At 61.2% G+C, this 26,232-nt stretch carries 31 protein-coding genes; 24 read left to right on the forward strand and 7 right to left on the reverse strand.

Features of this window, described 5'->3' with window-relative positions:
- Positions 1-237: 237 nt before the first annotated feature.
- From prmC to B5F35_RS05985, 7 genes are all read right to left on the reverse strand, one after another.
- Positions 238-1,104, reverse strand: a complete 867-nt coding sequence (gene prmC, locus B5F35_RS05955) for a peptide chain release factor N(5)-glutamine methyltransferase (RefSeq protein ID WP_087239003.1) — start codon at positions 1,102-1,104, stop codon at positions 238-240.
- Positions 1,101-2,066: a DUF1385 domain-containing protein gene (locus B5F35_RS05960; RefSeq protein ID WP_087239005.1), complete on the reverse strand. Its 966-nt coding sequence runs from the start codon at positions 2,064-2,066 to the stop codon at positions 1,101-1,103. The genes prmC and B5F35_RS05960 overlap by 4 nt, the downstream gene beginning before the upstream one ends.
- Entirely contained in the window at positions 2,059-3,519 is a 1,461-nt protein-coding gene (locus tag B5F35_RS05965; RefSeq protein WP_242969417.1) for a sensor histidine kinase, read from the reverse strand. The genes B5F35_RS05960 and B5F35_RS05965 overlap by 8 nt, the downstream gene beginning before the upstream one ends.
- 38 nt (positions 3,520-3,557) lie before the next feature.
- Positions 3,558-4,262, reverse strand: a complete 705-nt coding sequence (locus B5F35_RS05970; RefSeq protein ID WP_087239007.1) for a response regulator transcription factor — start codon at positions 4,260-4,262, stop codon at positions 3,558-3,560.
- A gap of 55 nt (positions 4,263-4,317) precedes the next feature.
- Entirely contained in the window at positions 4,318-5,682 is a 1,365-nt protein-coding gene (locus tag B5F35_RS05975; RefSeq protein WP_087239009.1) for an FG-GAP repeat domain-containing protein, read from the reverse strand.
- Between the two features lie 81 nt (positions 5,683-5,763).
- Positions 5,764-6,846: an A/G-specific adenine glycosylase gene (gene mutY, locus B5F35_RS05980; RefSeq protein ID WP_087239011.1), complete on the reverse strand. Its 1,083-nt coding sequence runs from the start codon at positions 6,844-6,846 to the stop codon at positions 5,764-5,766.
- Positions 6,847-6,944: 98 nt separating this feature from the next.
- Entirely contained in the window at positions 6,945-8,639 is a 1,695-nt protein-coding gene (locus B5F35_RS05985) for a DEAD/DEAH box helicase (protein ID WP_087239013.1), read from the reverse strand.
- A gap of 329 nt (positions 8,640-8,968) precedes the next feature.
- Between B5F35_RS05985 and B5F35_RS05990 the strand changes: the two genes are divergently transcribed.
- The 24 genes from B5F35_RS05990 to B5F35_RS06100 form a co-directional block, all read left to right on the forward strand.
- A complete protein-coding gene (locus B5F35_RS05990) occupies positions 8,969-9,427 on the forward strand; it encodes a hypothetical protein (protein WP_087239015.1) in 459 nt (152 codons plus the stop codon).
- A 120-nt stretch (positions 9,428-9,547) separates the two neighbouring features.
- Positions 9,548-9,682 carry a hypothetical protein gene (locus tag B5F35_RS19425; protein ID WP_275532250.1) on the forward strand — a complete coding sequence of 45 codons (135 nt, stop codon included), beginning with the start codon at positions 9,548-9,550 and terminating at the stop codon, positions 9,680-9,682.
- Entirely contained in the window at positions 9,679-10,164 is a 486-nt protein-coding gene (locus B5F35_RS18670) for a transposase (protein ID WP_087239017.1), read from the forward strand. Before B5F35_RS19425 ends, B5F35_RS18670 begins: the two co-directional genes overlap by 4 nt.
- Positions 10,154-11,377, forward strand: a complete 1,224-nt coding sequence (locus tag B5F35_RS06000) for a PBSX family phage terminase large subunit (RefSeq protein WP_087239019.1) — start codon at positions 10,154-10,156, stop codon at positions 11,375-11,377. Before B5F35_RS18670 ends, B5F35_RS06000 begins: the two co-directional genes overlap by 11 nt.
- Positions 11,378-11,527: 150 nt before the next feature.
- On the forward strand, positions 11,528-12,967 hold the full coding sequence (locus B5F35_RS06005; RefSeq protein WP_162611344.1) for a phage portal protein: 1,440 nt from the start codon (positions 11,528-11,530) through the stop codon (positions 12,965-12,967).
- Positions 12,964-13,401, forward strand: a complete 438-nt coding sequence (locus B5F35_RS06010) for a phage scaffolding protein (RefSeq protein WP_087239023.1) — start codon at positions 12,964-12,966, stop codon at positions 13,399-13,401. The genes B5F35_RS06005 and B5F35_RS06010 overlap by 4 nt, the downstream gene beginning before the upstream one ends.
- 17 nt (positions 13,402-13,418) lie before the next feature.
- The gene (locus B5F35_RS06015) at positions 13,419-14,384 is read left to right on the forward strand and encodes a major capsid protein (protein WP_087239025.1); all 966 of its coding nucleotides are present in this window, start codon (positions 13,419-13,421) and stop codon (positions 14,382-14,384) included.
- Complete coding sequence (locus B5F35_RS06020) at positions 14,381-14,746, forward strand: hypothetical protein (RefSeq protein ID WP_087239027.1); 366 nt, start codon at positions 14,381-14,383, stop codon at positions 14,744-14,746. Before B5F35_RS06015 ends, B5F35_RS06020 begins: the two co-directional genes overlap by 4 nt.
- Positions 14,743-15,117, forward strand: a complete 375-nt coding sequence (locus tag B5F35_RS06025) for a hypothetical protein (RefSeq protein WP_087239029.1) — start codon at positions 14,743-14,745, stop codon at positions 15,115-15,117. Before B5F35_RS06020 ends, B5F35_RS06025 begins: the two co-directional genes overlap by 4 nt.
- Positions 15,118-15,129: 12 nt before the next feature.
- Positions 15,130-15,591: a phage tail terminator family protein gene (locus B5F35_RS06030; protein ID WP_087239030.1), complete on the forward strand. Its 462-nt coding sequence runs from the start codon at positions 15,130-15,132 to the stop codon at positions 15,589-15,591.
- 4 nt (positions 15,592-15,595) lie between these two features.
- Entirely contained in the window at positions 15,596-16,888 is a 1,293-nt protein-coding gene (locus B5F35_RS06035) for a phage tail sheath family protein (RefSeq protein ID WP_087239032.1), read from the forward strand.
- Between the two features lie 16 nt (positions 16,889-16,904).
- Positions 16,905-17,372 carry a phage tail tube protein gene (locus B5F35_RS06040; protein WP_087239034.1) on the forward strand — a complete coding sequence of 156 codons (468 nt, stop codon included), beginning with the start codon at positions 16,905-16,907 and terminating at the stop codon, positions 17,370-17,372.
- A 12-nt stretch (positions 17,373-17,384) separates the two neighbouring features.
- Positions 17,385-17,810: a phage tail assembly chaperone gene (locus B5F35_RS06045; RefSeq protein ID WP_442856432.1), complete on the forward strand. Its 426-nt coding sequence runs from the start codon at positions 17,385-17,387 to the stop codon at positions 17,808-17,810.
- A gap of 170 nt (positions 17,811-17,980) precedes the next feature.
- Positions 17,981-19,255: a hypothetical protein gene (locus B5F35_RS06050; protein ID WP_087239038.1), complete on the forward strand. Its 1,275-nt coding sequence runs from the start codon at positions 17,981-17,983 to the stop codon at positions 19,253-19,255.
- Positions 19,256-19,903, forward strand: coding sequence for a LysM peptidoglycan-binding domain-containing protein (locus tag B5F35_RS06055; protein WP_087239040.1), 648 nt, complete (start codon positions 19,256-19,258; stop codon positions 19,901-19,903).
- A gap of 9 nt (positions 19,904-19,912) precedes the next feature.
- The gene (locus B5F35_RS06060; protein WP_087239042.1) at positions 19,913-20,854 is read left to right on the forward strand and encodes an XkdQ/YqbQ family protein; all 942 of its coding nucleotides are present in this window, start codon (positions 19,913-19,915) and stop codon (positions 20,852-20,854) included.
- Between the two features lie 7 nt (positions 20,855-20,861).
- A complete protein-coding gene (locus tag B5F35_RS06065) occupies positions 20,862-21,125 on the forward strand; it encodes a DUF2577 domain-containing protein (protein WP_087239043.1) in 264 nt (87 codons plus the stop codon).
- Positions 21,122-21,523, forward strand: a complete 402-nt coding sequence (locus tag B5F35_RS06070) for a DUF2634 domain-containing protein (RefSeq protein WP_087239045.1) — start codon at positions 21,122-21,124, stop codon at positions 21,521-21,523. The genes B5F35_RS06065 and B5F35_RS06070 overlap by 4 nt, the downstream gene beginning before the upstream one ends.
- Positions 21,524-22,741 carry a baseplate J/gp47 family protein gene (locus B5F35_RS06075; RefSeq protein ID WP_087239047.1) on the forward strand — a complete coding sequence of 406 codons (1,218 nt, stop codon included), beginning with the start codon at positions 21,524-21,526 and terminating at the stop codon, positions 22,739-22,741.
- Positions 22,731-23,279 carry a putative phage tail protein gene (locus B5F35_RS06080; protein WP_087239049.1) on the forward strand — a complete coding sequence of 183 codons (549 nt, stop codon included), beginning with the start codon at positions 22,731-22,733 and terminating at the stop codon, positions 23,277-23,279. Before B5F35_RS06075 ends, B5F35_RS06080 begins: the two co-directional genes overlap by 11 nt.
- Positions 23,272-23,709, forward strand: a complete 438-nt coding sequence (locus B5F35_RS06085; RefSeq protein WP_087239051.1) for a hypothetical protein — start codon at positions 23,272-23,274, stop codon at positions 23,707-23,709. Before B5F35_RS06080 ends, B5F35_RS06085 begins: the two co-directional genes overlap by 8 nt.
- 19 nt (positions 23,710-23,728) lie before the next feature.
- Positions 23,729-25,426, forward strand: coding sequence for a DUF6273 domain-containing protein (locus tag B5F35_RS06090; protein ID WP_087239053.1), 1,698 nt, complete (start codon positions 23,729-23,731; stop codon positions 25,424-25,426).
- Positions 25,423-25,923: a hypothetical protein gene (locus B5F35_RS06095; protein WP_087239054.1), complete on the forward strand. Its 501-nt coding sequence runs from the start codon at positions 25,423-25,425 to the stop codon at positions 25,921-25,923. The genes B5F35_RS06090 and B5F35_RS06095 overlap by 4 nt, the downstream gene beginning before the upstream one ends.
- Before the next feature lie 13 nt (positions 25,924-25,936).
- On the forward strand, positions 25,937-26,232 hold a 296-nt coding region (locus B5F35_RS06100; RefSeq protein ID WP_275532251.1), incomplete at its 3' end, for a GH25 family lysozyme.

Raw genomic sequence — 26,232 nt, forward strand, 5'->3', positions numbered from 1 at the left:
AAACCTCTCCTTCTTCTTGCCGGTTCCGTTCTCCCCCGTCCAGCGGACGGCGGCGCGGAGCCGGCTTCTCCGCGCGTTTCTGTTTCTATTATACCGGGACGGCAAGCTAAAAGCAATACTTTTTCCTGTTTTCTCGAACATTTGTTGCTTTTCTGTTCCTGCCACAAAGATTTCCTTCCCATTTTTCATTCTTCGGAAATCCGTTGTTAATAGAATACCAGAAGGATTGTCCTATAATCAGGACTTAACTGCCGTCACCACACGATCAAAGCCGTTAAAATCCTTCGTAACCTCCACACGGGACAGCCCAGCCTGCCGGAATAGCTCGGAGACGGCCTGCGCCTGATCCTCCCCTATCTCGACGGCACAGACACCGCCCAGCGCCAGACAGGGAACCCAATGCGCGGCAATGGCCCGGTAAAAGACCAATCCGTCTCCGCCTCCGTCGAGAGCGGCGCGCGGCTCATACTGAATCTCCCTTTGCAGGGAAGGGATATCCCCGCAGGCTACATACGGCGGATTGGCGGCCAGCAGATGAAGCCCTTCAAACCCCTGCGCGCTCTCCGGACGCAGCACATCAAGGCGTACCGGCTCCACCGCCCGCCCGGTGCGGCGGATGTTTTCCGTGAGAAATCCGAAGGCGGCGGGGAACCATTCCACGGCACGCACAAAAGCGGCGGGAAATTCCCCCGCCAGCCCCAGCGCCACCGCTCCGCTGCCCGAGCACAAATCCGCAATGCACAGCCCTGCGCCGTCCCCTGCCTGCGGTTGTTCCCGACGCAGCCGCGCCGCCCCCTCGCGCACGAGCAGCTCCGTTTCCTCGCGGGGGGCCAGAACGCCCTCGCCTACGGCAAGCTCCATGTCAAGAAAGGGCCACACGCCGAGCAGATATTGCAGAGGACGGCCCTGCGCCCGCTCATCAATGTCCGCGAAAAAACGGCGGGACAGTTCCTCCTCCGCCGGTTCGTTCCTATGCAGAATCAGGCCCTGCCGATCCATGCCAAAATGGCGCTCAAACAGGCAAACCGCGTCAAAGGCCGGGCTGTCAATCCCGGCCTTTTCCAGACGGCGGCGTCCTTCCCGATACGTCTGCTCCAGCGTCATTTCGCACACCCGCAGCCGCCGACGATATCCTCGCCGTTTTCGGGGATCACGTCCTTCATGGCCGCGATAGCGACCTCGATCATGGAGTCATCCGGCTCCTGCGTGGTAATCCGCTGCATCCACAGCCCCGGCGCGGCGATGATGCGCGTCAACCAGTTGTCGTACCGGCCGCAGATGCGGATCAGCTCATAGCCGATCCCAACCACGATCGGGATGCACAACAGCTTCACCACTGTGCGCAGAAGCGGGTTCGTAAACGGGATAAAAAAGCCGATGATAATACCGAGCAGGAGCATGATCACCATAAAGCTGGTGCCGCAGCGCGGATGGAAGCGGCTGTGGCGGCGGACATTTTCCACCGTCAGCTCCTCCTGGCTCTCGTAGCAGAAAATCGTCTTATGCTCCGCGCCGTGATATTCAAAGACGCGGCGGATGTACGGCATGTGAGCGCAAAAGAGAATGTATGCGACAAAAATGAGAATACGCATGACGCCCTCCACGACCGAACGCCAGCCTTCGATCCCGCTGCCCGCAAGCAATTCAATGCCGTTGAACACCAGCGTGGGGAGGAAGAAAAACAGCAAAATGGCCAGCACGACGCCGAGAACCGTACCCGCCGCCATGATGACGTTCATGATCTTATCGCCAAATTTCTCCTGCATCCAGCGGTCAAATTTGCTCGGCTCCTCATCGTCCTCAAGCCCGGATTTCTCCGCCGAGGCGCCGAGCGCCGAAAAGCCGACCCGCAGGGAGTCGATAAAAGTGGCAATACCGCGCAGGAGCGGCAGTTTCCAGAAAGCGTATTTTTCCCGCAGGGACGGGGTGGACAGCACCGACAGGTCGATGGATCCGTCCGGCAGGCGGACGGCCATGCTCGTCTTTTTCGGGCCCCGCATCATGACCCCTTCAATAAGCGCCTGTCCGCCGATTGTGGTGATGCGTTTGACTGTTTCTTTAGGCATGAATTTCCTGTTTCCTTTCGTCTCCCGTCTCGGAAAGAACGGGGATGGTAATGGTTACGGCTGTGCCGATGTTCTCATGGCTTTCAATTTCCAGTGATCCGTTGTGCAGGCGCATGATCTCGTCCGCAAGAGCGAGGCCGATGCCGGAACCACGGATCGTCTGATTGGCTTTATAAAACTTCTTTTTCACGTTGGGCAAATGCTCGGCGGGGATGCCGCAGCCGTTGTCCGTGATGGTGACGCGGATCAGGCCGTCCTCCTCCTGCGCCGCCACGCTGATGGTGCCGCCCTCCTCCGTATACTTGAGGGCGTTGTCAATGATATTGACGAACACCTGCCGCAGACGGTTGATATCGCCCAGAACAGGCGAAAGCATGGCGGGCTCGTCATAGAGAAGGAACTTGTTTTCGGAGCGGGCACGATCGCTGAACATGTAAACCGCTTCCCCCAGCTCCGCGAGAATATCAATTTTTTCCATGGTGAGCGACATCCGGCCGCTCTGCATGCGCGAGAAGTCCAGCAGCTCCTCCACGATGCCCGACAGCCGCTCGCTTTCCCGAATGATGATCCCCATGCCGCGGGAGAAGGTGGCCTGATCCGTGCCGCCGACCTCCACGATCGTCTCCGCCCAGCCCTTGATCGCCGTCAGCGGTGTGCGCAGCTCATGGGACACAGAGGAAATAAAGTCGTTTTTCATGCGCTCCGCCGTGCCAAGCTCGACAGCCATATCATTGATGGTATCGCACAGCGCGCCCAGCTCGTCGTCGTTGCTCTTCTGGATGCGGGCTTCAAAATCGCCCTGCGCGATCCGGCGCGCCGTCGCCCCGATCTGACGGATCGGGTTGAGGATGCTCTTGAGGAAGAAATAGCTGGAGGTAAATATCAGGAGGATCACCAGCATCCCCCCGCCCGCGAGCATGCCGATAACAGACAGCACGCGCTTGTCCGCCTCCTCGAGCGAGACGACATAGCGGATCGCTCCGACCAGGCTGCCGTTGTTGTTGCGGATCACGCGGGTGACGGCCATCACCTTTTCCCCGCTGGTAAGGCTGCCCGTCCAGGTGCCGTAGCCCTCCACATCGCTCAGGGCAAGCTGGTAATCCGGCATGGGCTGCGTCTGGTCCGGCGCAAAGCCGATCGAAGTAATGAGGATTTTTCCGGAGGAGTTGAACACCATCAGTTCCATGCTCTCTTTTTCGGGAAAATTCTCCACATAGGCGCGGGCAACAGCGTTGAATTCCGCCGGAGAACGGCGTCCGTAATCCGCGAACACATTCGTCAGCTCCCCGGAACGGCCGTCCAGCGAAGCCTGGATACCGCTGTAAATCGATCCCCGGATCACGAGCGAAAGGATGGCGACCAGAATGATGAGAAGCAGCATGATCATACCGACGCTGTTCAAAAGCCAGCGCCGCGCAATGCCCTTCATATTGCTGATTTTCCCCGCCGCCATGCCGGTGGCCTCCTTCCCGCCCCTTCGGGGCGCGCTTCTCAGGCTTCCCACTTATATCCCAGTCCCCAGACGGTGATGATATGCTTCGGATTGCTCGGCTCGTCCTCCACCTTCATGCGCAGGCGCCGGATGTTCACATCGACGATCTTTTCCTCGCCGTAGTATGCATCGCCCCAGACATGCTTTAAGATCGCGCCGCGGTCGAGGGCTGTCGTGGGATTGCAGAAAAAGTATTCCATCAGCTGGAATTCCACCTGTGTCAGCTCAATCGGCTTGCCCGCCTTCATCAGCGAACGGTTGCGCAGGTTCAGGACAAATTCGCCGGAGCGAATCTCCTCGCGGAAATTGTTCTCGTTGCGCATCTGCTCCAGCGCGACGCGGCGGTAAACAGCGTCCACACGCGCCACCAGCTCGCTCGGGCTGAACGGCTTTGTCACATAATCATCCGCGCCCATCATCAGGCCGCTGACCTTGTCCATTTCCTGTGTGCGGGCCGTGAGCAGAATGATCCCGATCGATCCGCTCTTTTCCCGCAGCTGGCGGCACACGGCCAGACCGTCGAGCTTGCCGGGCATCATGATATCCAAAAGGGCCACATCAATGCTGCCGTTTTCACGCTCATAGATTTGAAGCGCTTCCTCGCCTGTGCCGGCTTCCAGCGTATCGTACCCGGCGCGCTTGAGGTTGATCACCACAAATTCGCGGATCGCCTGCTCGTCCTCCGCTACCAGAATTTTCTTCATCGCTCTTCTCCTCCGCGCCGCCCGTGCGGCGGCGTCTGTCATCGCTGTGTCCGTTTTATTCCTGTGTCAGGAGCTTAAAGCTGTTCCTGACGTCGTTTTCACTCATGGAAAGGCTGCTGTCCGGCGAGGGAAGCCGGGCCGCGTAAACCAGATTGTTGCTGTCCACGAGCTTGAAATAACCCTCCTGTCCCACATCCCACTGCTTGGTGGTAAAAACGCGGATTTCCAGCAGCTTCTCCCCCGCCTGTCCCTCGGACAAATTTTCCTGCGGGGCATCCCAGCGGCGGAAGGTCAGGGTGCGGATTGAGGTATCCTGCTCCGTTGTGATCTGGTTTTTCCACATATCCGGGATCAGGAACCAATAGCCGTCCGTGCTGTTCGTTACCATGCTCATGACACGCACAATCGTGTTCGTTTCGGCGTCATATTGGTGCCAGTCGGTCAGATACGCGGAATCCGGCGCGTTCTGCGCGGGAGTACCGGGAAGAAGATTCACCATGGGCAGCTCCAGAATCTTGTCGCCGTTGATGTCCCGGCTCACCATATTGAGGCTGCGCGCGGTGGCGCTGACCGTCTGTGTCACCGGATCCCACAAAGGCGAGACAAGCTCCCGCTTCACCCGATCCCAGTACACCACCTCGGTCACAAAGGTGTTGGCGGTTTTGGCACCGTCGAGCAGAACACCGGTCTGGTTCGCGCTCAGAAGGCCGCCCGCCGCGCTGACAATGCTTGTCACCGCGCTGTCAATCGGGCAGGAACCCAAAATCTCAATCGCCCCGCTGCGCAGGCGGAACAATCTGGCCTGGGCGGGCTGGTCGCCGACCGTCACGCTGGCGGTAAAGATTTCCTCGAAGCCGTCACCGTCAAAGTCCATCACCAGAAGCTGGCTGTAGCTTTGGTCCAGCTCCGTCTCCTCCATCTTTTCACCCGTGCCGTCGAGCGAATACACACTGATATTGCTCACGCCGCTCTGGCCGCTGCCCCAGCCGACCACCGTTTCCGGCACGCCGTCCTCGTTGACGTCCCCAAACATCACCTTGTCCACCTGGGAAGCGGAGGTGGCAAAGGAGCCCATGCTGGTCCACACACCGTCCTTTTTCCGGATGAACATGATATTGACGCCCGCGGAGGACGCGTCCGCTTTCTGATAGAGCGCGATTGCCTCCTTCACTCCGTCGTTGGTCAGATCCTGCATCAAAATAGCGGAGCGGTTTTCGCCGGAGGTGGGATACTTGAAGGTAAAGCCATCCCCCGCCGTCTTTTCAATCAGCTCATGAATCCCGGCCTTCTCCCCTGTGGGGCGCGGCGGGCGCATGAGCGCTTCGGTGTCGTCGGAAAACAGCACGCCGCAGCCGCCTGAGGGCAGCATGCACAGCAGAGCCAGCAGCACAGCGGCCGCCTTCTTCCGGATCCCCTTCACCGTATCCTCCTCCTTTCCGTAAACATCTGATCTATTATAGCATCCCGGAACATAAAAAAACAGTTTCAAAACTGTAAAATATCAGTGCGGGGAGGTGTCCGCCGCGGCAAACGCGCCTCCCTCCAGACAGGCGGGGCGGTAAGCGCGGAAAGCCGAGGGCAGCGCGTACCGCTCCTCCAGCTCCTCCGGCGCGGCCCAGGTGAAGGGGCCTTCTCCCCGTACCCGCACCAGCCAGCCCGTCATGCGCCATTCAACATGGGAAAAAATGTGCGCGGCATTTCCCAGCGGACGAAGCGACTGCGCCTGCATCCCCCAACCCTCCAGCGCCTGATGCAGCTCCTTTTCCGCCGCATGGCCGGAAAGCAGGGGCAGCTGCCACAGCCCGGCCAGCAGGCCGCGCGCGGGACGGCGTTCCAGTGCGGCACGCCCCTCACTGTCTATCAGCACCAAAACCGTTTTTTCCTCGATCCGCCGCTCCTTCTTTTTGGCTTTGACGGGAAGCTCCGGCGCGGTGGAACGCGCCAGCCCCAGGCAAAGCTTTGCGAGTGGGCAAACTTCACAGCGCGGTGCGCCGTTCGGCAGGCAGACTGTCGCGCCCAGATCCATAACGGCCTGGTTAAAGTCCCCCGGCCGATCGTGCGGGATCACAGCGGTGACAGCCTTTTCCACTTCCCGCTTCACCGCGGGGGCCAGCACGTCGTCATGGCTGTCGGTCAGGCGCGCGACGACGCGCAGAACATTGCCGTCCACAGCGGGAACAGGGCGGGAAAAGGCGATCGACGCGATTGCTCCCGCCGTATACGCGCCGATTCCCGGCAGGGAGGAAAGCTCCTGCACCTCCCCCGGCAGACCGCCGAAACGAGAAAGCGCCTCCCGCGCGGCCTTTTGCAGATTGCGGGCGCGGCTGTAATAACCAAGACCCTCCCACAGCTTCAGCAGCTGCTCCTCCGGCGCTTCGGCCAGCGCCTTCAGATCCGGAAAGGCGGAGAGGAACCGCTCATAATACGGAATCACCGCCTCCACGCGCGTCTGCTGCAGCATAATCTCCGATACCCACACGCGGTAGGGATCCGTATTTTGGCGCCACGGAAGGTCGCGGGCTTCTTTGTCATACCAAGCAAGCAGCGGCGCGGGAACGCGCGCCAACAGCTCCAGATTCTCCATGCTTTTCTCCTTTTTCAGTCAACGCAAAATGAAAAAAGCGGGGACCGCCGCGCAGCTTCACACGGCGATCCCGGCTTGTCTGTGTCCAGTAGGCTCGCTCAGCGCCGGAACGGCTTGTCGGAAAGCGGCTGATCCTGCGGCTTCTTCCTGGCGGAGGAGGAAGGCTGGAAGCGCGGCGCTGACGGCGGGCTTCCCCAATCCGGGGTATAGGTGATGATATCGTCCTTCAGACGAGTGTTATCCTTGTACTCATACTTTTTGGGGTGGCGGTTGGAGGGCTTGACGTTCATCTGCTCCGAATACTGGCGCTGCGGCGGCTCCGTACTCTCCTGCCGGTTTTTCTTTCCCCTGCCGCGTCTGCGGCTGCTTTTCTTCGGCGCGTTTTTGTCCTGCGCGTTCTTTTCTCCGGCCTGCTGGGAAGCTGTGTTCCGCCCGCCCTGGGAAGCGTCTTTGCGCGCGATCTCCTGTTTGGCGTCCCGGTTCTTCGAAGCTTGTCCCTGCTGCGCGCTTTTCTCCTGCGCGGCGGGGGGATTCTTTTCCGCCTGCCCGGTGGGCGCGGGATTCTTCTGGCTGTTCCGGCGGGCGCGGCGTTCCCTCGCTTCCTGGCGCCGCTGCTCACGGATGCGCGCCAGCTCCTCCTTCGGCGTCGGCTCCGTTTGCTGCTGCGGGAACGGGTGATCCTCCACCGTCTCAATGTTGCCCTTCGTCAGGCGCAGGATCTGATCAAAATCCGCATGCTCGTCGGCTGTGCAGAACGAAATGGCCGTACCGTCAAGGCCCGCGCGGCCCGTGCGGCCGATGCGGTGCACATACGTCTCAGGCACCTCGGGAATATCAAAATTGATGACATGGGAGAGCTCATAAATATCGATACCGCGCGCCGCGATATCGGTGGCCACAAGGACGCGGCAGCGCCCCTCCTTGAATGCGGCCAGCGCTTCCTGACGGGCATTCTGCGACTTGTCGCCATGGATGGAGCGCGCGGAAAAGCCCGCCCGGCTCAGATCCCTTGCGACGCGATCCGCTCCGTGCTTGGTGCGGGTAAAGACCAGCACGGAAACCAGTTCCGGGTTCGCGAGCAGGTGAGCCAGCAGTTTGCGCTTGTTCTCCCGGTCGACAAAATAGACGTACTGGCGGATCTTTTCCACCGTCGTCGCGGGCGGCGCGACCTGTACCACCGCCATGTCGTGCAGCAGCCGATCGGCGATCTCCTGGATTTCCGGCGGCATGGTGGCGGAAAAGAGCAGCGTCTGCTTCTTCTCCGGCGTTTTGTCGATCACGCGGCGGACGTCGTGGATAAAGCCCATATCGAGCATGCGATCGGCCTCGTCCAGCACAAAAATCTCCAGATCGGCAAGGCTCACATGGCCCTGGCCGATGAGATCGTTGAGCCTTCCCGGCGTCGCGACCAGCACATCCACGCCCTTTTCGAGCGCCTCCACCTGCGGAGCCTGTCCCACCCCGCCGAACACCACGGCGGAGCGCAGGCCCAGATGCTTTCCGTACAGCTCAAAGTTCTCATAAATTTGCAGCGCCAGTTCCCGCGTCGGTGTGAGCACCAGAGAGCGGATCGGGCGCTTTCCCTTTGGCGCGGGGCGTTTTGCCAAAATTTGCAGGATCGGCACGGCAAACGCTGCTGTTTTGCCAGTCCCCGTCTGGGCGCAGCCAAGCAGATCCCGGCCCTCGAGCACAGGCGGAATCGCGGCCTGCTGGATCGGCGTCGGCTCCTGGTAGCCTGCCTGCCGCAGCGCATTCAGGATCGGAGGGATCAGATGAAGCTCTTCAAACGTCATACTATACATCCTAACTTCACATATTTCTTCTCTATTGCGATAGGCACAATGGCCTTCTGTTTTATTATCATCAAAAATTCACGCACAAAAAAGTGGACCGGCGGAAAAAGTAAAAAAACCGCCGGACGCTGAATTTTCTCTATTATCGCACAACTTCCCTCTTTTTTCAACTCCCCGCACCGGTTTCCGTTTGTAAAAACGGAAAAAGATGGTTGACATTTCCTGACATTGCGGCTATAATGGACAACGCAGAAACAGAACATATGTTCTAAATTATTCTCATGATGTTGACCAAATTCAACTTTGCAGAAAAGAAAGGGGAGACAGCTATGGCGGGAACCGGAATGTATGAAGAGGCCAGGCGCTTTCTGCGGGAGCCGCAGGAGGCTGTGCGGGAGCTGGCGATCCGTATGGAGCAGCTTCGCCGCTGGCGGGAGCTCTCCGACCGTGTCACGTCCGTTTTGGGGACAGTACGCGTACAAGGACAGCCGCAGGGGAACCGCGTGGAATCGTGCGCCTGTGAAGCCGCCGAACTGGAGGAGGAGATCGAGCGCACGCGGGAAAGGATCCATACGCTGCGCCGCAGACAGGAATCCGTGCTGTCGCGCGTGGGGGACGCGCGGCTTTCCGAGCTCCTGCGGCTTTACTACCAGTGCAGCTTCACCTGGGCGGAAACAGCCGATCATATGGGCTACTCCGAGCGTCAGATCATGCGCCTGCACCGCCTTGCGCTTGAACGCGTGCAGAAAATTTTGCAGGATGACAGGGAATGTCACCTCGCGTCATAGCATGTCACACCGCACCTGTGATATCGTTACAATCAGGAAAACACAGCGGGGGATCGCAGCCGGAAACGGAGGCGGTCCCCCGCCGCGTTTCCCGAGTTTCAGAAGAAAGGAGGAATCTTTGTGAGCTGCTGCCGGAACGGCAAATGCGTGTACAACCCCAAATGGATGACCGGGGTAAATTTCTGCGTGCTGCCCTTATGCCCCTTCGCGGGCAAGGGAAAACGCCGAAAGGAGGAAGAAAAGCGCGGGAAATGAGGAAAAAGGAATTCTGGAGCAAAGAGGAAGGGCTGCATCTCGCGGAATCGTGGGCACGGGAAGGGGAGGATGACGCGGCCATTGCCCGCCGCATGGGAGTGCCGGAATCCACCCTGCGGCGCTGGCGGCGCGCTTCTCCAAAGCTGGATGAAGCGATCCGGCGCGGGCGCGGCGCGGCCTGGGAGGTGGAGAGCGCCCTTCTTCGCACGGCAACCGGCTACAACAAGCCTGTGACCAAGACGTATAAGGTTAAATGCGTCGAATACGATCCCACCACGGGGAAAAAGGTGCAGGAAAAGGAGGAGCTGCAAACAAGCGAGGAAAAGGTGCATGTGCCGGGCAACACCACGGCACAGGTGTTCTGGCTCAAGAACAGGCGGCCCGATCGCTGGCGCGACAAGCCCGGCGTGCCGGACAGCCAGCCGGAGGAGGACGACAATTTCTTTGCGGCGCTCGCGGAGGCGATGGAGCATGAGGTTTGAGCGGATCTCGAAAAAGCAGCTTGAAATCTTCCGCTTCATCCACGAGCCGTATTCCGCCCTGATCTGTGACGGGGCTGTGCGAACGGGCAAAACCATCCTGATGACGGCGGCTTTTCTGGAATGGGCCATGCACGCCTTTTCCGGAATGAGCTTCGCGCTGTGCGGAAAAACGAAAGCCTCCGTGGAACGCAACATCATCGAACCGCTGCTCGCCCTGCAAAGCGTCGCCAGGAAATACAACCTGTGCTATTCGCGCTCCCTCTCCCTGCTTACAGCGGAATTTCGGGGAAAGCAAAACAGCTTTTATCTCTTTGGCGGACACGATGAATCGAGCTACATGCTCATTCAAGGCATGACGCTCGCGGGCGTGCTGCTCGACGAGACAGCGCTGATGCCGCGATCCTTTGTGGAGCAGACCGTCACCCGCACACTGAGCGTGGACGGAGCAAAGCTGTGGTTCAACTGCAACCCCGTTTCCCCCTCCCACTGGTTCTACCGCGAATGGGTCTGCCGGGCGGAGGAACGTGGCGCCAAACGGCTGCACTTTCTTCTGGAGGACAATCCCGGCCTGAGCCAGAAGGCGATCGAGCGGGCAAAGGCCAGCTTTTCCGGCGTCTTTTACGATCGGTATATCCTCGGCAAATGGGTGGCGGCAGAGGGTCTGATTTACCCGCGCGCCGCAGAGGGCGAGGGAATCGCGGAAAGCATCCCACGCAACTACACGCGGTTTGCCGTCTCCGTGGATTACGGCACGCTCAACCCCTGCTCCATGGGACTCTGGGGCTACTGCGGCGGCGTATGGTACCGCTTTGCCGAATACTACCACAGCGGGCGCGAAAGCCGGACACAGCTCACCGACGAGGAATACTGCGACCGGCTCGAAAAGCTGGCGGGCGGCAGGCCGCTTGAGGCCGTCGTGGTGGATCCCTCCGCCGCCAGCTTCCTGGAAGCACTGCGCAGGCGCGGCAAATGGCCGGTGCGCCCCGCGGACAATGCCGTTCTGGCCGGTATCCGCGACACCGCCGCCGCGCTGCACGAGGGAAAAATCGCCGTGTGCGACTGCTGCGAGGGCGCTCTGCGGGAGTTTTCGCTGTACCGCTGGGACGAAGCAAGCGGTGAGGACCGGCCCGTTAAGGAGCACGACCACGCGATGGATGAAATCCGCTACTTTGTACGGACGATCCTGCGCGGCGACACGTTCAGCTTTGCATGATGACGGCGGGCCGGAGCAAAACGGATGCGCCGCGGCCGCTTCGGATCCGAAAAACGGGTCAATATGGGGCGGGAACGCCGCATCATGGGGAAACAGGAGGACATACAACATGACACAGGACAAGCAAACGATCGGAAAGGGGGGAATCGGATGGCAAAGCCTCTGAAGCTGGGAGTGTTCTCCTCCCTGCCCGCCCCGCCACCTTTGCCGCGCGGACTGGGGGAAGCGGGCTTTCTGGCACGGGAAGTGCGGGACTGGGAGACTTCCCGCACGCGGCGCAGGCAGCTTCTCGGAGAGCTGTACTACCGGGGCGAACAGCAGATTCTGCGGCACAAACGTACGGTGATCGGCCCGGAGGGTGCGCCCGTGGAGGTGACAAACCTCCCGAACGCGCGCCTGACGGACAACCAGTACGCCCGCTTGCTGGATCAGAAGGTCAATTACCTGCTGGGCAGGCCGCCGGTGATTGTCAGCGCGGACAGGGACTACGCCGAAGCCCTTCGCGGTATGCTGGGGCCCGGCTTTTTCCGCGCTCTGCGCGGGGCGGCGCATGACGCGCTCGCCGGTGGGTGCGCATGGCTGTTTGCCTGCCCGGACGGCGCGGGCGGCCTGCGGCTGCGCCGCTTCCGCCCCTGGGAGGTGCTGCCCTTCTGGGCGGACGCCGACCACACGGAGCTCGACGGCGCGCTGCGCGTCTGGGAGCGTGAGGAACACGGGGAGCATGGCAGAACCCGCGCGGGCTACGCCGAACTGTACACCCGCGACGGTGTGTTCCGTTTCCGACGGGAGGGACGCGCGCTTCTGCCGGAAAAGCCGTTTCATCTGCCGTACGTCACAGCGTCTCTCGAAGGGCGCGCGTTCCCCTTCAACTGGGACGCCCTTCCGCTGTTCGCCGTGAAGAACGGCCCGGCGGAGGTTTCGCTGCTCGACCGGGTGAAATCCTTACAGGACGCGGTAAACCTGATTCTCTCCAACTTTGTCAACGGGATGCAGGAGGACCCGCGCAACACCATTTTAGTCCTCGTCAACTACGACGGACAGAATCTCGGGGAATTCCGGCGCAATCTGGCGGCTTACGGGGCCGTCAAGGTGCGCAGCGACGCGGGCGCGCCGGGCGGCGACGTGAAAACACTCTCCCTCTCCGTGAACGGCGAAAACTACAAGGCGGTGCTCGATCTTCTCAAGCGCGCTCTGGTGGAGAACGCGCGCGGCTACGACGCGAAGGATCTGCGCGCCGCCGGAACACCGAACGAGATGAATCTGCGCTCTGTGTTCAGCGATGCGGATCTCGACGCGGACATGCTCGAGGCCGAGTTCCAGTCACTATTCCGGGAGCTTCTGCCGTTCGCGGACGCATGCCTGCGGGCGAAGGGCATGGCGGCTGGCGGTGCGGAAGCATCGCTGATTTTCAACCGCGACACCATTGTGAATGAATCGCAGGTGATTGCCGATGTGGCCGGTTCGGCCTCACTCCTTTCCCGCGAGACGCTGCTGGAGCAGCATCCATGGGTGGAGGACGTGCAGCGTGAACTGAAACGGCTGCGGCAGGAGCAGGCGGTTTCCAAAAAACAGGAAGGAGAATCCGTATGAAGCAGGAGTATTTGCAGGAGCTCGGCCTGTCCCCTGAGACGGCCGGACAGATCGCGGCGGAGTTTGCACGCGAGCTGGATCAGGCGCGCGGCGAGTGGGAAACGGCGCTGGCAAACGAGAGAAAGGAGGGGGCCGTACAGATTGCCCTAGCGCAGGCCGGGGCGAAAAATCTGAAAGCCGCCCGCGCGCTCGTCACGCTCGATCCCGACGCCGCCCTTTCCCCGGACGGCACGCTGCCGGGACTGGCGGAGCAGATCGAAGCGCTCAAAAGCCAGGAATCCACCGCTTTCCTCTTTGCCGGGACACAGGCTCCCCAGCTGACGGGCTTCCGTCCCGCCGAGGGGCTTTCCCCCGGAGAGGACGGCTCCCACGAAGCGCTGACGCTGGCGCAGGCGATCGAGCAGAGCATGCAATCAACGGACGACGACGAATGAGAAAGGACGGATGACACATGGCAGTAACACTCGAACAGGCAAAATTGAGCGTACAGGACAAGCTCTCTCCCCTGGTCATCGATGAATTCCGCAAATCAAGCTTTCTGCTTGACCGGATCCCGTTTGACGACTGTGTTTCCCACCCCGGCGGCGGCTCGACCATGACGTACAGCTACACGCGCGTCATCACCCAGCCGACGGCGGAATTCCGCGAGATCAACAAGGAATACACCCCGCAGGAGGCCGCGAAGGAACGCCACTCGGTGGATCTCAAGATCTTCGGCGGCTCCTTCCAGATCGACCGCGTGATTGCGGATCTCGGCGGCGCGGCCAATGAAGTAAGCTTTCAGATGGCGCAGAAAATCAAAGCGGCCTCCGCCCTCTTCACCGACACGGTGATCAACGGCGACAGCGAGGACGACAGCAAGGCCTTTGACGGTCTGGAAAAGGCTCTCACCGGCTCCTCGACGGAGTTCATCCCCGAGGCGGCGATCGATCTCTCCACCTCGCAGGCGGTGGACACGAACTACATGTATTTCCTTGACGCGCTCGACGAGTTTCTCATGGGACTGGACGGCGCGCCGGATTTCATCGGCGGCAACACCAAGCTGATCGCCAAGCTGCGCGCCTGCGCCCGCCGCGCCGGGATGTACCAGACCACGCGCAATGACTTCGGCCAGCAGGTGGAGCAGTACGGCTCGATTCCGCTGGTCGATCTCGGTGCGAAACCCGGCACCAACGATCCCATCGTGCCGATCCTTGACTCCGGGGACACAGGCTGCACGTCGCTTTACGCGGTGCGCTTCGGCCTGGACGGCTTCCACGCCGTCAGCCCCTCCGGCGTCGTTCCGGTACGCCAGTGGCTGCCGGACTACCGCACGGCGGGAGCCGTCAAGACCGGTGAGGTCGAGATGGTCGCCGCTGTGGCGCTCAAGGCCACCAAGGCCGCGGGCGTGATGCGCAAGATCAAGGTGAAGGCATGACGGAGCAGGAGGTCGCGGATCGCGCGCGCCCCTATGTGACGGCAGCCGGAACCGAAGCACGGGAGGACGATCTGCTCACAGCCTCCCGCCGTGCCTTGTGCGAGGCAGCCGCCCTGTGCAATGCCGAAGAGGCGCCCGACTCCCTCTTGGAGGAAACGGGCGCGCTGGCCGCCGGACTGTATCTGCTTTTTCCCGGCGCGGAGGGAGAAAGCGCGGGGCAGGCCGTCTCCGTGAAGGAGGGCGACACGCAGGTGCAGTTTTCCGAGGAAAATTCACCCGGCACACTGCGCCGCGCTCTGGCCCGGGATCTGATCGACGGGGCGCGGCGGGACTGCGCGCGGTGGAGGAGGCTGATCTGGTGAGTGTGCGGGAGGCTTTGGAAAGCCTGTATGACTGCTTTGCCACGGTGACGGTGAACGTACCGTACCGCGACGGAGCTGTGACACGCTTCCGGGAGGAGGAAACCATCACCCGCGCCCCGTGCCGTCTGTCGTTTTCCGGCGCAAGCGGCCAGACACTCTCCGGCCTGGAAACCGCCGGGGAAGCTCAGCCCTGGGCGCAGGCCGGACAGAGCGTCAAGCTGTTCCTCGCGCCGGAGTGGGACATCCCCGCCGGTTCGCGGATCACGGTGGAGGGGCGCGGCATCCAGCGCGTCTACGGGCGCAGCGGCCAGCCCGCTGTGTACGACTCGCATCAGGAAATCGCGCTGGCGCTGTGGCAGGACGACGCATAAGGAGGGAGGACGATGGCGCTTCAGGAGCTTCTCGAGGGCGCGGCACAGTCAGTGCGCGAAGTTTTTGGTCAGGACGTGGAAATCTATCTTGGACGTGCGGAGCAGGGCGTAAAGCGACCCTGCATCTTTCTGGAAGCGGAGGAGGGGGAGCGCCGCCCCCTCCCGTGCAGGCGGGAAGAACTCCTCTGCACGGTGACGGCGGATTATCTTCCCCGCAAAAACGACGACGCACCGCGCACGGCGGCGGAGCAGCTGACGCAGGCGCTTGCCGTGGTGCGGGTGAAGGGCGGCCCGGCCTTGCGGGGAACCGGTACGGCGGGCGAGGTAAAATCCGGGCGGGCACAAGCGTCCGCCCGCTACCGCCTCGTCCTTTCTCAAAAAGAGCAAACGCACGAAACCATGGACACCGTTTCCCTTTCCATGACGCTGCATGCGCCGGACGGGGAGACGGCCGACACAGAAACGGAGGAATGATCAGATGGCATACGGCGGAGGAACCTTTACCACCCAGAACAAGATTCTGCCGGGCGCTTACATTAACTTTGTGAGCGCGGCACGGGCGACAGCCGAGCTGTCGGCGCGCGGAACGGCAGCCATGCTGCTGCCCCTGCCCTTCGGGCCGCAGGGCGTGGTGACCAGCCTGAAAGCGGATTATTTCGCAGAGGAGGCGCCGCGTCTGTTCGGGTGCAGCGCAGACAGCAACGCGCTGCTTCCCGTGCGGGAGTTGTTCTGCGGGGCGGAAACGCTGCTCTTTTACCGTCCGGAGGGCGGCGAGAAGGCACACAGCACACACGCCTCGGCGAAATACGCGGGAACCGGCGGCAACAACATTCAGATTGTAATCCGTGAGAATGCGGAAAAATTTGACGTGGTGACGGTGGTAGACGGCGTGGAGATGGATACCCAGACCGTCTCCGCCGCGGAAGAGCTGGTGGAAAACGACTTTGTCACCTTCACGGAGGAAGCGCTCTCTGCCACAGCGGGCGAACCGCTGACGGGCGGCACCGACAAGGATCCGGAGAAATCCGACTACGAAGCCTTCCTGCGGGCAGTGGAGCCGTACACCTTCCAGACCCTGGGCTGCGCCTCGGAGGATTCGGAAATCAACAAGCTCTTTGTCTCGTTCACACGGCGCATGCGTGAGGAGGCCGGCGTGAAATTCCAGACGGTGCTCTACCACACCGCCGCCGACTATGAGGGCGTGATCAGCGTGGAAAATGAGGCGGAGGAGGACGCTCCCGCTCTTGTCTACTGGATGACGGGTGCGGCGGCAGGCTGCGCCGTGAACGCAAGCTGCTCGAACAAGATCTACGACGGCGAATACACCGTCCTGGCCGATTACACGCAGACCCAGCTGGAGGAAGGGCTGAAAGCCGGAAAGCTTCTGTTCCACCGCGCGGGCGGGCAGGTGCGCGTGCTCTCCGACGTGAACACGCTCACCACGTTCACCAACGAGCGCGGCGAGGATTTCGCCCTGAACCAGACCGTCCGTGTGCTCGACCAGATCGCCAACGATGTGGCCGTTCTTTTCTGCACCCGTTATCTCGGGCAGATCCCGAACGACGAAGCCGGACGGATCAGCCTGTGGAACGACATTGTAAAGCACCACCAGGAGCTGGAACGCCAGCGGGCGATCGAGAACTTCTCCGCGGAGGACGTGCAGGTTTCGGCGGGACAGACAAAGCGCAGCGTTGTGGTGAGCGGCCGCGTAACGCCGGTGTGCGCCATGGAACAGCTTTACATGACTGTGACCGTCGCGGGCGCGGCGTAAGGAAGGGGGAAATTTCATGCTGACCATGAATGCAAAAGATACCGTCTCCGCCGCGCTGGCGGAATGCTATGTAACCATCGGAGACAAGCGCTACAACTTCATGCAGGCAATCAATCTTGAGGCGAAGTTTGAACGCGAAAAATCCCGTGTGCCGATCCTCGGCAGGACGGGGCGCGGCAACAAGACCTCAGGCTGGAAGGGCACCGGAAAAGCGGCTTTTCATTACAATACATCCATCTTCCGCGAGCTGATGTACCGCTACAAATCCACCGGCGAGGACGTGTATTTTGACATTCAGGTGACGAACGACGACCCGACCTCCTCGGCAGGGCGGCAGACCGTCATCCTCAAGGACTGCAACATTGACGGCGGTGTACTGGCCCGCTTTGACGCGGACGCGGACTACCTCGACGAGGAAATGAGCTTTACCTTTGAGGACTTCGAGATGCCGGAAAGCTTCACTGCTCTCGACGGCATGGAATAAGGAGGAACGATCATGAGCTTGAGCGCGTTTCTTGCACAGAACGCCGTGCGGACGGAGCATGTCCTGTTCGCTGTCTCGCCCCGTTTTGTGGACGAGGACGGCGAGGCGGAGCAGTGGGAAATCCGCTGCCTGACGGCGGCGGAGGACGAATCCCTTCGCCGTTCCTGCGCCCGCTGCGTTCCGGTGCCGGGACGGCGCGGGCAGTATATGAGCGAGACGGACGCGGGGCTATACCTCGGCCGTCTCGCCGCCGCCTGCACCGTCTATCCCGATCTGAACGATCGATCCTTGCAGGACAGCTATGGCGTAATGGGCGCGGAGGAGCTGCTGCGCGCCATGCTGACAGCGGGCGAATACGCCGTGTATCTCGACAAAGTGCAGGAGGTATGCGGCTTTGCCCGCACCATGCAGGACGAGGTGAATGAAGCAAAAAACTGATCCGCGGCGGCGACGGGGAGGCTGCCGCCGCCTACGCCTGCCTGTTCTCGTTTTCGCTGATGCCGTCGCAGTATTTCGCGCTCAGCCGCCAGGAGCGCGCCTTTCTGCTCGCGGCTTTGCAGGTACATGCGGAGCGGGAGGAAGCAAAACGATGAGAAAGGAGGGAAACCATGGCAAGAAAAACGGTTCTGAACGCGGTGCGGCTCGCCGCACGCCGCCTGTTCCGCGCGCCTGCGCTGGAGCGGGCAGCTCCCTCTTCCGGAGAAGCGTTTTTTCAGCTGGATAGTGTCCTCCCTCCAGCACAAGAGCGTACCTCCCTCTTCCCCGCCGTCCGGACGTCCGCAGCACTTTTACCCGGCGCACGGCAACGGACAACGGAAAGCGCGGCGCGTGGGGGGACGCCCTTTGTCACCGCCGGGACGGAAGAACACATGGCTGCAAAAACCGTTGTTGGGCGCGACGAAGTGCAGGTCACCCCGTTTTCCACCAAGATTCCCCGTGCGGTGGAAAACGGGAATACAAGGGATACCAACGCAGAGATCGGGCGTACATTCCCCTCCTTGATAATGGGGCAGGAGAATATCACTGCCGCCCCTGTATGGAAGCGCAGTCCTGTGCTTTCGGTGCTGCAAGCGGATCCTTCAGTCCTTTCCCTGGCGGGAATAATGGACCATGTGGCAATACGGCAGACGGCCGCGAGCGCAGCGGCGGAACGCACACAGGCATGGCATCAGCCCGTCCGGGCGGAACCGGTGGAAAACACGGCAACACGGCAGACAGCCGCGAGCGAGGCGGTGCAGCGCGCGGCGGCATGGCGGCAACCCGCCCGGGCGGAAACGGCGGAAAATGCGGCGGCGCGGCAGACAGCCGGGAGCTTAACGGCGGAACGCACGGCGGCATGGCACCAGCCCGCCTGGGCAGAACCGGCGGAAGATGCGGCGGCGCGGCAAACGACCGCAAGCGCAACAGCGGAACGCACGGCATCATGGCGGCAGCCCGCCTGGGCGGAACCGGCGGAAGATGCTACAGCACGGCAAACAACCGCAATCGCAACAGCGGAACACTCGGCGGCATGGCGGCAGCCAACCCGGGCAAGAGTCACCCAAATGGTGGAACACACGGAACCTTCTTCCGCACTTTCCACCGGCACGCTCCGCTTTGTGGAAAACAGTCCCGCTCTCGCGACTGCCGTTTCGGACAGAGAGGAAACATCAGGCAGCCGTTTCTCTGCGGCGCTGCAATCCGCGGGGGAGGAAAGCCTGTCCTTTCTGCCGCACCCGGTGCGGGAAAACGCCAGCACTTCAAGCACATCGGAACAAACGGCGCGCGCCTCCCCCACCGTGCGCCGAAAGGAAACCGCACCGTCCCCGGAGGAATTCTGGAATCAATGGGCGCGGCGATTTGCTGGGGAGCTCCACAGCTCCCCCGAGGGGGTGCATGGATAAATGGGTTATCAGTTTTATCTTGACGGTGTCCTGCTTCCGGTGACGCCGGGACGCATGACGCAGACCATCAAAAGCCGCAACGGCACCGCGCGGCTGCTCAGCGGGGAGGAAATCAACCTCCCCGAAGTCCCGGCGCTCCGCGAGGTCGACCTGGAAGTACTGCTGCCGCACCGGTATTATCCGTTCGTCAACCGGGACTGGAAATCTCCCGCCTGGTATCTCAATTTCCTTGACCGGCTCAAGACGGAGCAGAAGCACGTCCAGTTCATCGTGTACCGCAAGGGGATGGACAACTCCCTGCGGTTCGGGACCAACCTCACGGTTGCGCTGGAGGATTACACCGTGGAGGAGGACGCGGAAAATCTTGGCGACGATGTGCGCGTGACCATGCGTCTGCGCGAATGGAAGCCATGGTCTGTCAAGACTGTGAGCCAGGCGGAATACGGTACAACCGTGGACAGCGCGCGGGAAACCTCCGGCGCGCCGTCCGGCGGGACTTACACTGTGAAAAAGGGGGATTGCCTGTGGAACATCGCAAAACAGTTTTTGGGAGACGGGACGCGGTACAAAGAGATTTACAATCTCAACCGCGACAAGATCGTCAATCCGAACCTGATTTATCCCGGTCAGGTGCTGATACTGCCATAAAGCAAAGCCATGGCCGCTGAGCTGGTTGCCGAGCAGGACGGCTCTGTCTTCCTGCCCGTAACGCTCGGCGGGGTGGAATGGACGACACAGCGCAGCGGCGCACCGGGAACGCTCTCGTTCACCGTGCTGGAGGACGACGGTTTTCCCGTCCTGCGCGAGGGGTGCCGCGTGAGCCTGCGGCTGGACGGCAAGGGGCTGTTCTGCGGCTACATTTTTACACGGACACAATCCGGCCGGCGCCAGGTACAGATCACAGCTTACGACCAGCTCCGCTATCTGCGCAGCCGCGATACACTGGTTTACGCGGGGAAAAAAGCCTCCGATCTGCTGCGGATTCTGGCCGCTGATTTCCGGCTCTCGCTCGGCACGGTGGAGGATACCGGCTATGTGATCCCGCTGGGCACGGAGGAAAACGTCCCTATCTGGGATATGCTTGAGAACGCGCTGGATGAGACCTATCAAGCCACAGGACGGCGGTATGTCCTGTATGATGACTTCGGACGGCTTTGCCTGAAAAGCGCCGGAAGCCTGATCCTCCCCCTCCTGCTTGACGGGGACACCGTGCAGGGTTTTTCCTGCGAGGAAAGCATCGACAGCGAAACCTATACCCGTGTGCGTCTGCTCTATGAGGACGGACGGCGCGGCGTGCGCCAGCTTTTTTCGGGCGCGGATGAAGCCTTGGAGGAGCGCTGGGGCGTGCTGCAATATTTTGAAAAGCTTTCGGATCCCACCGGCGGACAGCAGCGTGTCTCCTCCCTTCTGCGCGCTCACAGTGAGCCCTCCCTGACCGTGACGGTAACGGGAGCGCCGGGCCACCCCTCGGTGCGGGCCGGTGTTTCCCTGTTCACGGATCTGCCCGGTGCCAGCCGGACGATGGCCGTGGAGAGCGCCCGGCATGTATTCCAAGGCACGGCGCACACCATGGATTTGGAATTGAGAAAAGGAGAGTGAACCTACTATGGCAGAATCTGCGGTGGAGCTTGTCAAGCGCGCGGCCGTGGAGGCCGTGCAGGCCAAAAAGCCGCTGGAGCTCCGCTTCGGCAGCGTGTCCGGCGTCTCTCCCCTCTCCGTCAAGGTGGAGGAGAAGCTGGCGCTTACAAGCGAATTTTTGATCGTCCCCCAGCGCCTTTCCGATCTGGAGCCGGGGGATTTTGTGGCTCTGCTGCGCATGCAGGGAGGCGGACGGTATCTGGTGCTGGATCGTTTGGGAGGAACCGCATGACGCCGCGCGCAAGCACCTCCTCCCCGCCGGTTTTCGGGGAAATCATGCCTTCGAAAACCTTCCGCCTGCGGGAGGAGGAGGCGCGCACCGCCGGGTGGATTGACGGGCTGGACGCTGTCAGACAAGCGATCCGGCTCATTCTCTCGGTGGAGCGGTATGAGTGGCTGATCCACAGCTGGAATTACGGTGTGGAACTGCGGGATCTGTTCGGCAAGCCGCTCTCCTTTGTGCTCCCGGAGCTGGAACGAAGAATCCGCGAGGCTCTTTTGCAGGATGACCGCATCACGGACGTGCGGGACTTTACCTTCACGCCGGGGCGCGGCGGAAAGGTGACAGCGGCGTTTACCGTTGTGACGGTTTTCGGAGAGCTTCGCGAGGACAAGGAGGTGACGCTGTAAATGTATGAGGAGATCACTTATGAAGGGCTGCTTTCGTCCATGCTGACGGCAGCGCTGGCCGATCAGCCCGGACTGGACGCTCGCGAGGGTTCCGTGCTCTGGTACGGGCAGGCCCCAGCGGCGGCGGAAGCGCAGAATTTGTATATCCAGCTCGACGCGGTGCTCAATGAGACATTTGCGGACACGGCTTCACGCCCTTACCTGCTGCGGCGCGCGGCGGAACGCGGGCTGACGCCGAAGCCTGCCTCCTGCGCGCTGATCCGGGGGGAATTTCTGCCGCAGACGTTGGAAATCCCCATCGGAACGCGCTTCAATCTCGGGGAGGTCAACTACGCGGTGGAGGAAAAGCTGGATCCGGGCTCGTACAGCCTGCGCTGTGAGACGGCAGGAACCGTGGGGAACGATGTTCCCGGCGGCCTGACACCGGTGGAATATGTCTCCGGGCTTCAGAGCGCTTCAGCAAAGGAGCTTCTGATCCCCGGCACGGACGAGGAGGAAACGGAAGCCTTTCGCGCGCGCTACCTCGCAAGCTTTGTTTCGCAGGCTTTCGGCGGAAACGCGGCGGACTATCGCGAAAAGGTGGGAGCCATCGCAGGCGTGGGCGGCGTGAAGGTATATCGCGCCTGGAACGGCAATCTTTCCCCGGAGTACCTGCGCCCGCCGGAGGAATGGGAGGACTGGTTTGCCGCCCTGCCGGAGGAGACGCCGGAGAGCGTCTCACAGTGGCTGAGCAGCGTATCGCTCGCCGCGTCGGAAGGACTTCTGACCACGGGCGGCGTGGTACGGCTGACAATCCTGGACAGCACGTTTTCCCCTCCGTCGGCCGAGCTGGTGGAGCAGGTGCAGCAGGCGGTCGACCCGCAGGACGAGACAGGCGAAGGCAAAGGCTTCGCTCCGATCGGACATGTGGTGCTTGTGGAGGGCGTCGTGGGGCGGGAGGTGGAAATTTCCGCTTCCTTCACTTACCAGGACAGCTGGGGCTGGGAAGCCTGCCGCCCGTATCTGGAGCAGGCGGCGCGTGACTATCTTCTCTCTCTGCGCAAAACCTGGGCAGACTCCTCCAATGGACTGACAGTGCGGATCAGCGCGTTGGAAAGCGCTTTTCTGTCCTGTCCCGGCATCCTGGACGTGACAGGAACCACGCTTTGCAGAGAAGCATCCAACCTGGAATTATCCGGCGACGAGGTGCCGGTGGAAGGGGTACTGCATGGATCGTAAGCTTTTCGACTATCTTCCGGACGCACTGCGCCCCTATCGGGAGCTGCGGGCGATTGCCGCGGGACAGCAAGCTTTGTTTGAATCGCTGTGGCAAGCGCTTGACCGGGCGCTCGACGATCAGTTTGCCGGCACCGCAGGCGACTACGCACTCACACGCTGGGAACACATGCTCGACATTTCCGCGCGCGCAACGGAAACACTCGACGAGCGGCGATCCCGCGTGCTGGCCCGGCTGTGCGAGCAGCTTCCCTTTACCCTGCACACACTCCGGCTTCAGCTGGAAACGTTATGCGGAGCGGGCGGATTTACCATCGAGCTCTTTTCCGGCAACAACGCCCTGCGCGTGCGTGCCCCGCTTGCTCTGCGCAATTATCAGGAGGATATCCGGGATTTGCTCGAGCGTGTGGTACCCTCCGCTCTTTGGATTGATTTTGATCTGGAACGCAATTCACACCGTAAGCTTGCGAATTTCACACACGCTTGTCTTGCGCAATACACACATGAAGATCTGGAAAACGAGGTGATTCAGTTTGCCTGACCGCACAAAAAATTACCAGCTCCCTCTCCCGCTGGAAGAAGAATATTACAGCATTGCCGTGGTGAACGAAACGACGGAAAAAATTGACGCGCAGCTTCGGGTGAACGCGGACGAAGCAAAGTCCCTGCGCACCGATCTGACATCGTATGCGGAGCAGCTGACCGCGTCCTCAGAAGAGCTTTCCTCCGAAATCGAAGAGCTCCGCGCCGACCTGGATTCCCTCTCCGGGCAGATTTCCACGGAGGTTGGGGAAAACGTTGCGGAGCTGGCAGGGCGTGTGGCAATGAACGAATCGAAGATCGCAACGCTCTGGGACGCAATCTTTACGAACATCACCGGCAACCCGTTCACGGTGGCCTTCTCATCGCTCTCCGGCATCACGGTGACGGCGGGCGTGTGGAACACCGCGAAGGCGCGGCTGGAATGCTGAAAGGGGGTGAAATCGGACAATGGCAACTTTGAACAGCCTGGCCTTAAAGAGCAAGGTCAAGTTTGGCAGCATCTATGGGAAGCCGATTGTGTGGCTGGTGGCGGCCAAAAATCACAGCGGCTATCCTTCCGGAAGCGTAACGCTTGTGACCAATCAGATCATCAAGCTAATCTGCTTCGACGCTAAGGAGCCTTCCAACACGTACAGAGACCGCAGAGACTACGGAAATAACCGCTATATCTACTCCAACCTGCGCCAATGGCTCAACAGCAACGCTGGAGCCGGTCAGTGGTATACCGCGCAGCACTCGGCGGATCAAGCGCCTGACTCGTACCACGTCTGGCAAAGTAAGTGCCCCTATGACACTATCGCTGGCTTCCTCAACGGCTTCACAGCCAACGACCGAGCCGCTCTGCTTTCCACCACCCTCACGGTAGGCAAGAGTTCGACAGACGGCGGCGGGACTGAGACCTGTACGGACAAGATTTTTCCCCTGTCCTGCACGGAGGTTGCTCTCTCTGGCGACCATGTATGCGGCAGCAAGCTGGCAATCTTTAGCGACGACAGCAGCCGCATCGCGACCGTCTCGGCCTCTGCCGCTGATGACGCCAACTTCGGATCTTTTGCCAATCAGGCGCATTCCTACTGGCTGCGGGACGCCCGGGCCGAGTCGGCCGACGATGCCAGCAACGTCTATACCAAAGGCACATTGATCGCGAAGGGTGCCTACGTCAGCGACTGCGGCCTGCGACCCGCTTGTAATCTGTCAGGCTCTTTAACTATTTCGTCCACAACAGATTCCGACGGATGCTATACGATTTCCTACAACACACCGCCCGTTATCTCCGGCTCAAACGGCGCGCTCGGTACCTTCGGCGACACGCCCCCCACGTATCAATACACCGTGACGGACGCCCAGGGCGGCACCGTGAGTGTGACGGAAAAGGTGGACAGCACCACCCTGCGCACCTACAATGTTTCCCTGGGAAACAAAAACACACTCACGATCCCCACCGCCACCTGGAAAAGCCTGTCCAACGCGGGCCATACGCTGACCATCACGGCAAAGGACACGCAGGGCGCAACCGCCACCCGCACGCAAACCTTCACCAAAAACGCCACCGCTCCCGTCATCTCCGGAAGCAACGGAAATCTGGGAAGCTTCGGGGAAAACATCCCGTCCTACCAGTACACCGTGACGGATGCGCAGGGCGGTACAGTCAACGTGACGGAAAAGCTGGACAGCACCACCCTGCGCACCTACAAGGTGACGCTGGGGAGTGCCAACACGCTGACCTTTTCGGCGGATGCCTGGCGAAAAATCCTCAACGGCAGCCACACCCTCACCATCACGGCAACGGATCCGCTGGGGCTGACCACTACCCGCACCCAGACCTTTACGAAAAAGGTCACATCCTGCACATTCGCCACCGCCGCCGCCCTGCCCGCCGACGCCATGCCGGATCGCTGCATCGTCAATGTACAGGGAGCATTTCCTGCGGGCAGCTCGCTGAAGGTGGAAATCTGCAACAACGGCAACGACGCGTCCCCCACCTGGGAGAACATCACGCAGAACGCGCTCAACAATCAGAAATATTTTTTCACCAACAAAACCAAGACGGCGTCCGCCTGGGGCGTCAAGCTCCGCGCCACCCTGTCGCGCGGCACAGCTTCCGGGGAGTGCTACATTTCGTCGATTGGAGGGAACTACCAGTGATTTACCATCGGGAGGACAGTATTCAGGCCATCCGGGAGGAGGAACAGCAGGCGGAGCGGCTGGCGCAGCAGTCTGTGGAAGCGGCACGGGTGTTCGCCGCGTCCTCCGTCTCTCTTTCCGACGATCAGGCGCTTGCCATGCCGGAGCTTTTCCCCATGTGGGAGGATGTGCTGGCGGCGGGAAACAAGCTGGCGGAAGGAAGCGTCCTGCGAGACGGAGAAACGCTGTACCGCGTGGTGCAGGCCGGCGGCGTGACGCCTCAGGAAAACCAGCCGCCGCACGGGGAGGGGATGCTCGCCGTTTACCGTCCCATCGAGACGGAGCACGCCGGAACGCAGGAGGATCCCATCCCCTGGGTGTACGGTATGGACTGCCGTGCGGGACAGTATTTCAGCTATGAGGGCCATGTGTACCGTGTGGCCGAGGGCGGGGACATGATCCCCTGCGTCTGGGCGCCCGGAACGCCGGGGCTCTGGCAGTGGGAACTGGTGTCCTGAGAAGGGAGGAAGCATGAAAGGAATTGACGTATCGAGCCATAACGGCTCCATTGACTGGGGAAAGGTAAAAAACGCGGGGATCGGCTTTGCGATCCTCCGCGCGGGCTACGGCAAGCACGCATCCCAGCAGGACTCCCAATTCACGGCCAACGCCGCCGGGGCGCTTCAGGCGGGGATCGCGTGCGGAGCCTACTGGTTTTCCTACGCCCTCACACCTGACGAGGCACGGGAGGAAGCGCAGCTGTGCGCCCGTGTTTTGGAACCGTACAAGGGAAAATTCCTCTACCCGGTCTATTTCGACTATGAATA

The organism is Anaeromassilibacillus sp. An200, assembly GCF_002160025.1.
GTDB lineage: Bacteria > Bacillota > Clostridia > Oscillospirales > Acutalibacteraceae > Caccousia > Caccousia stercoris.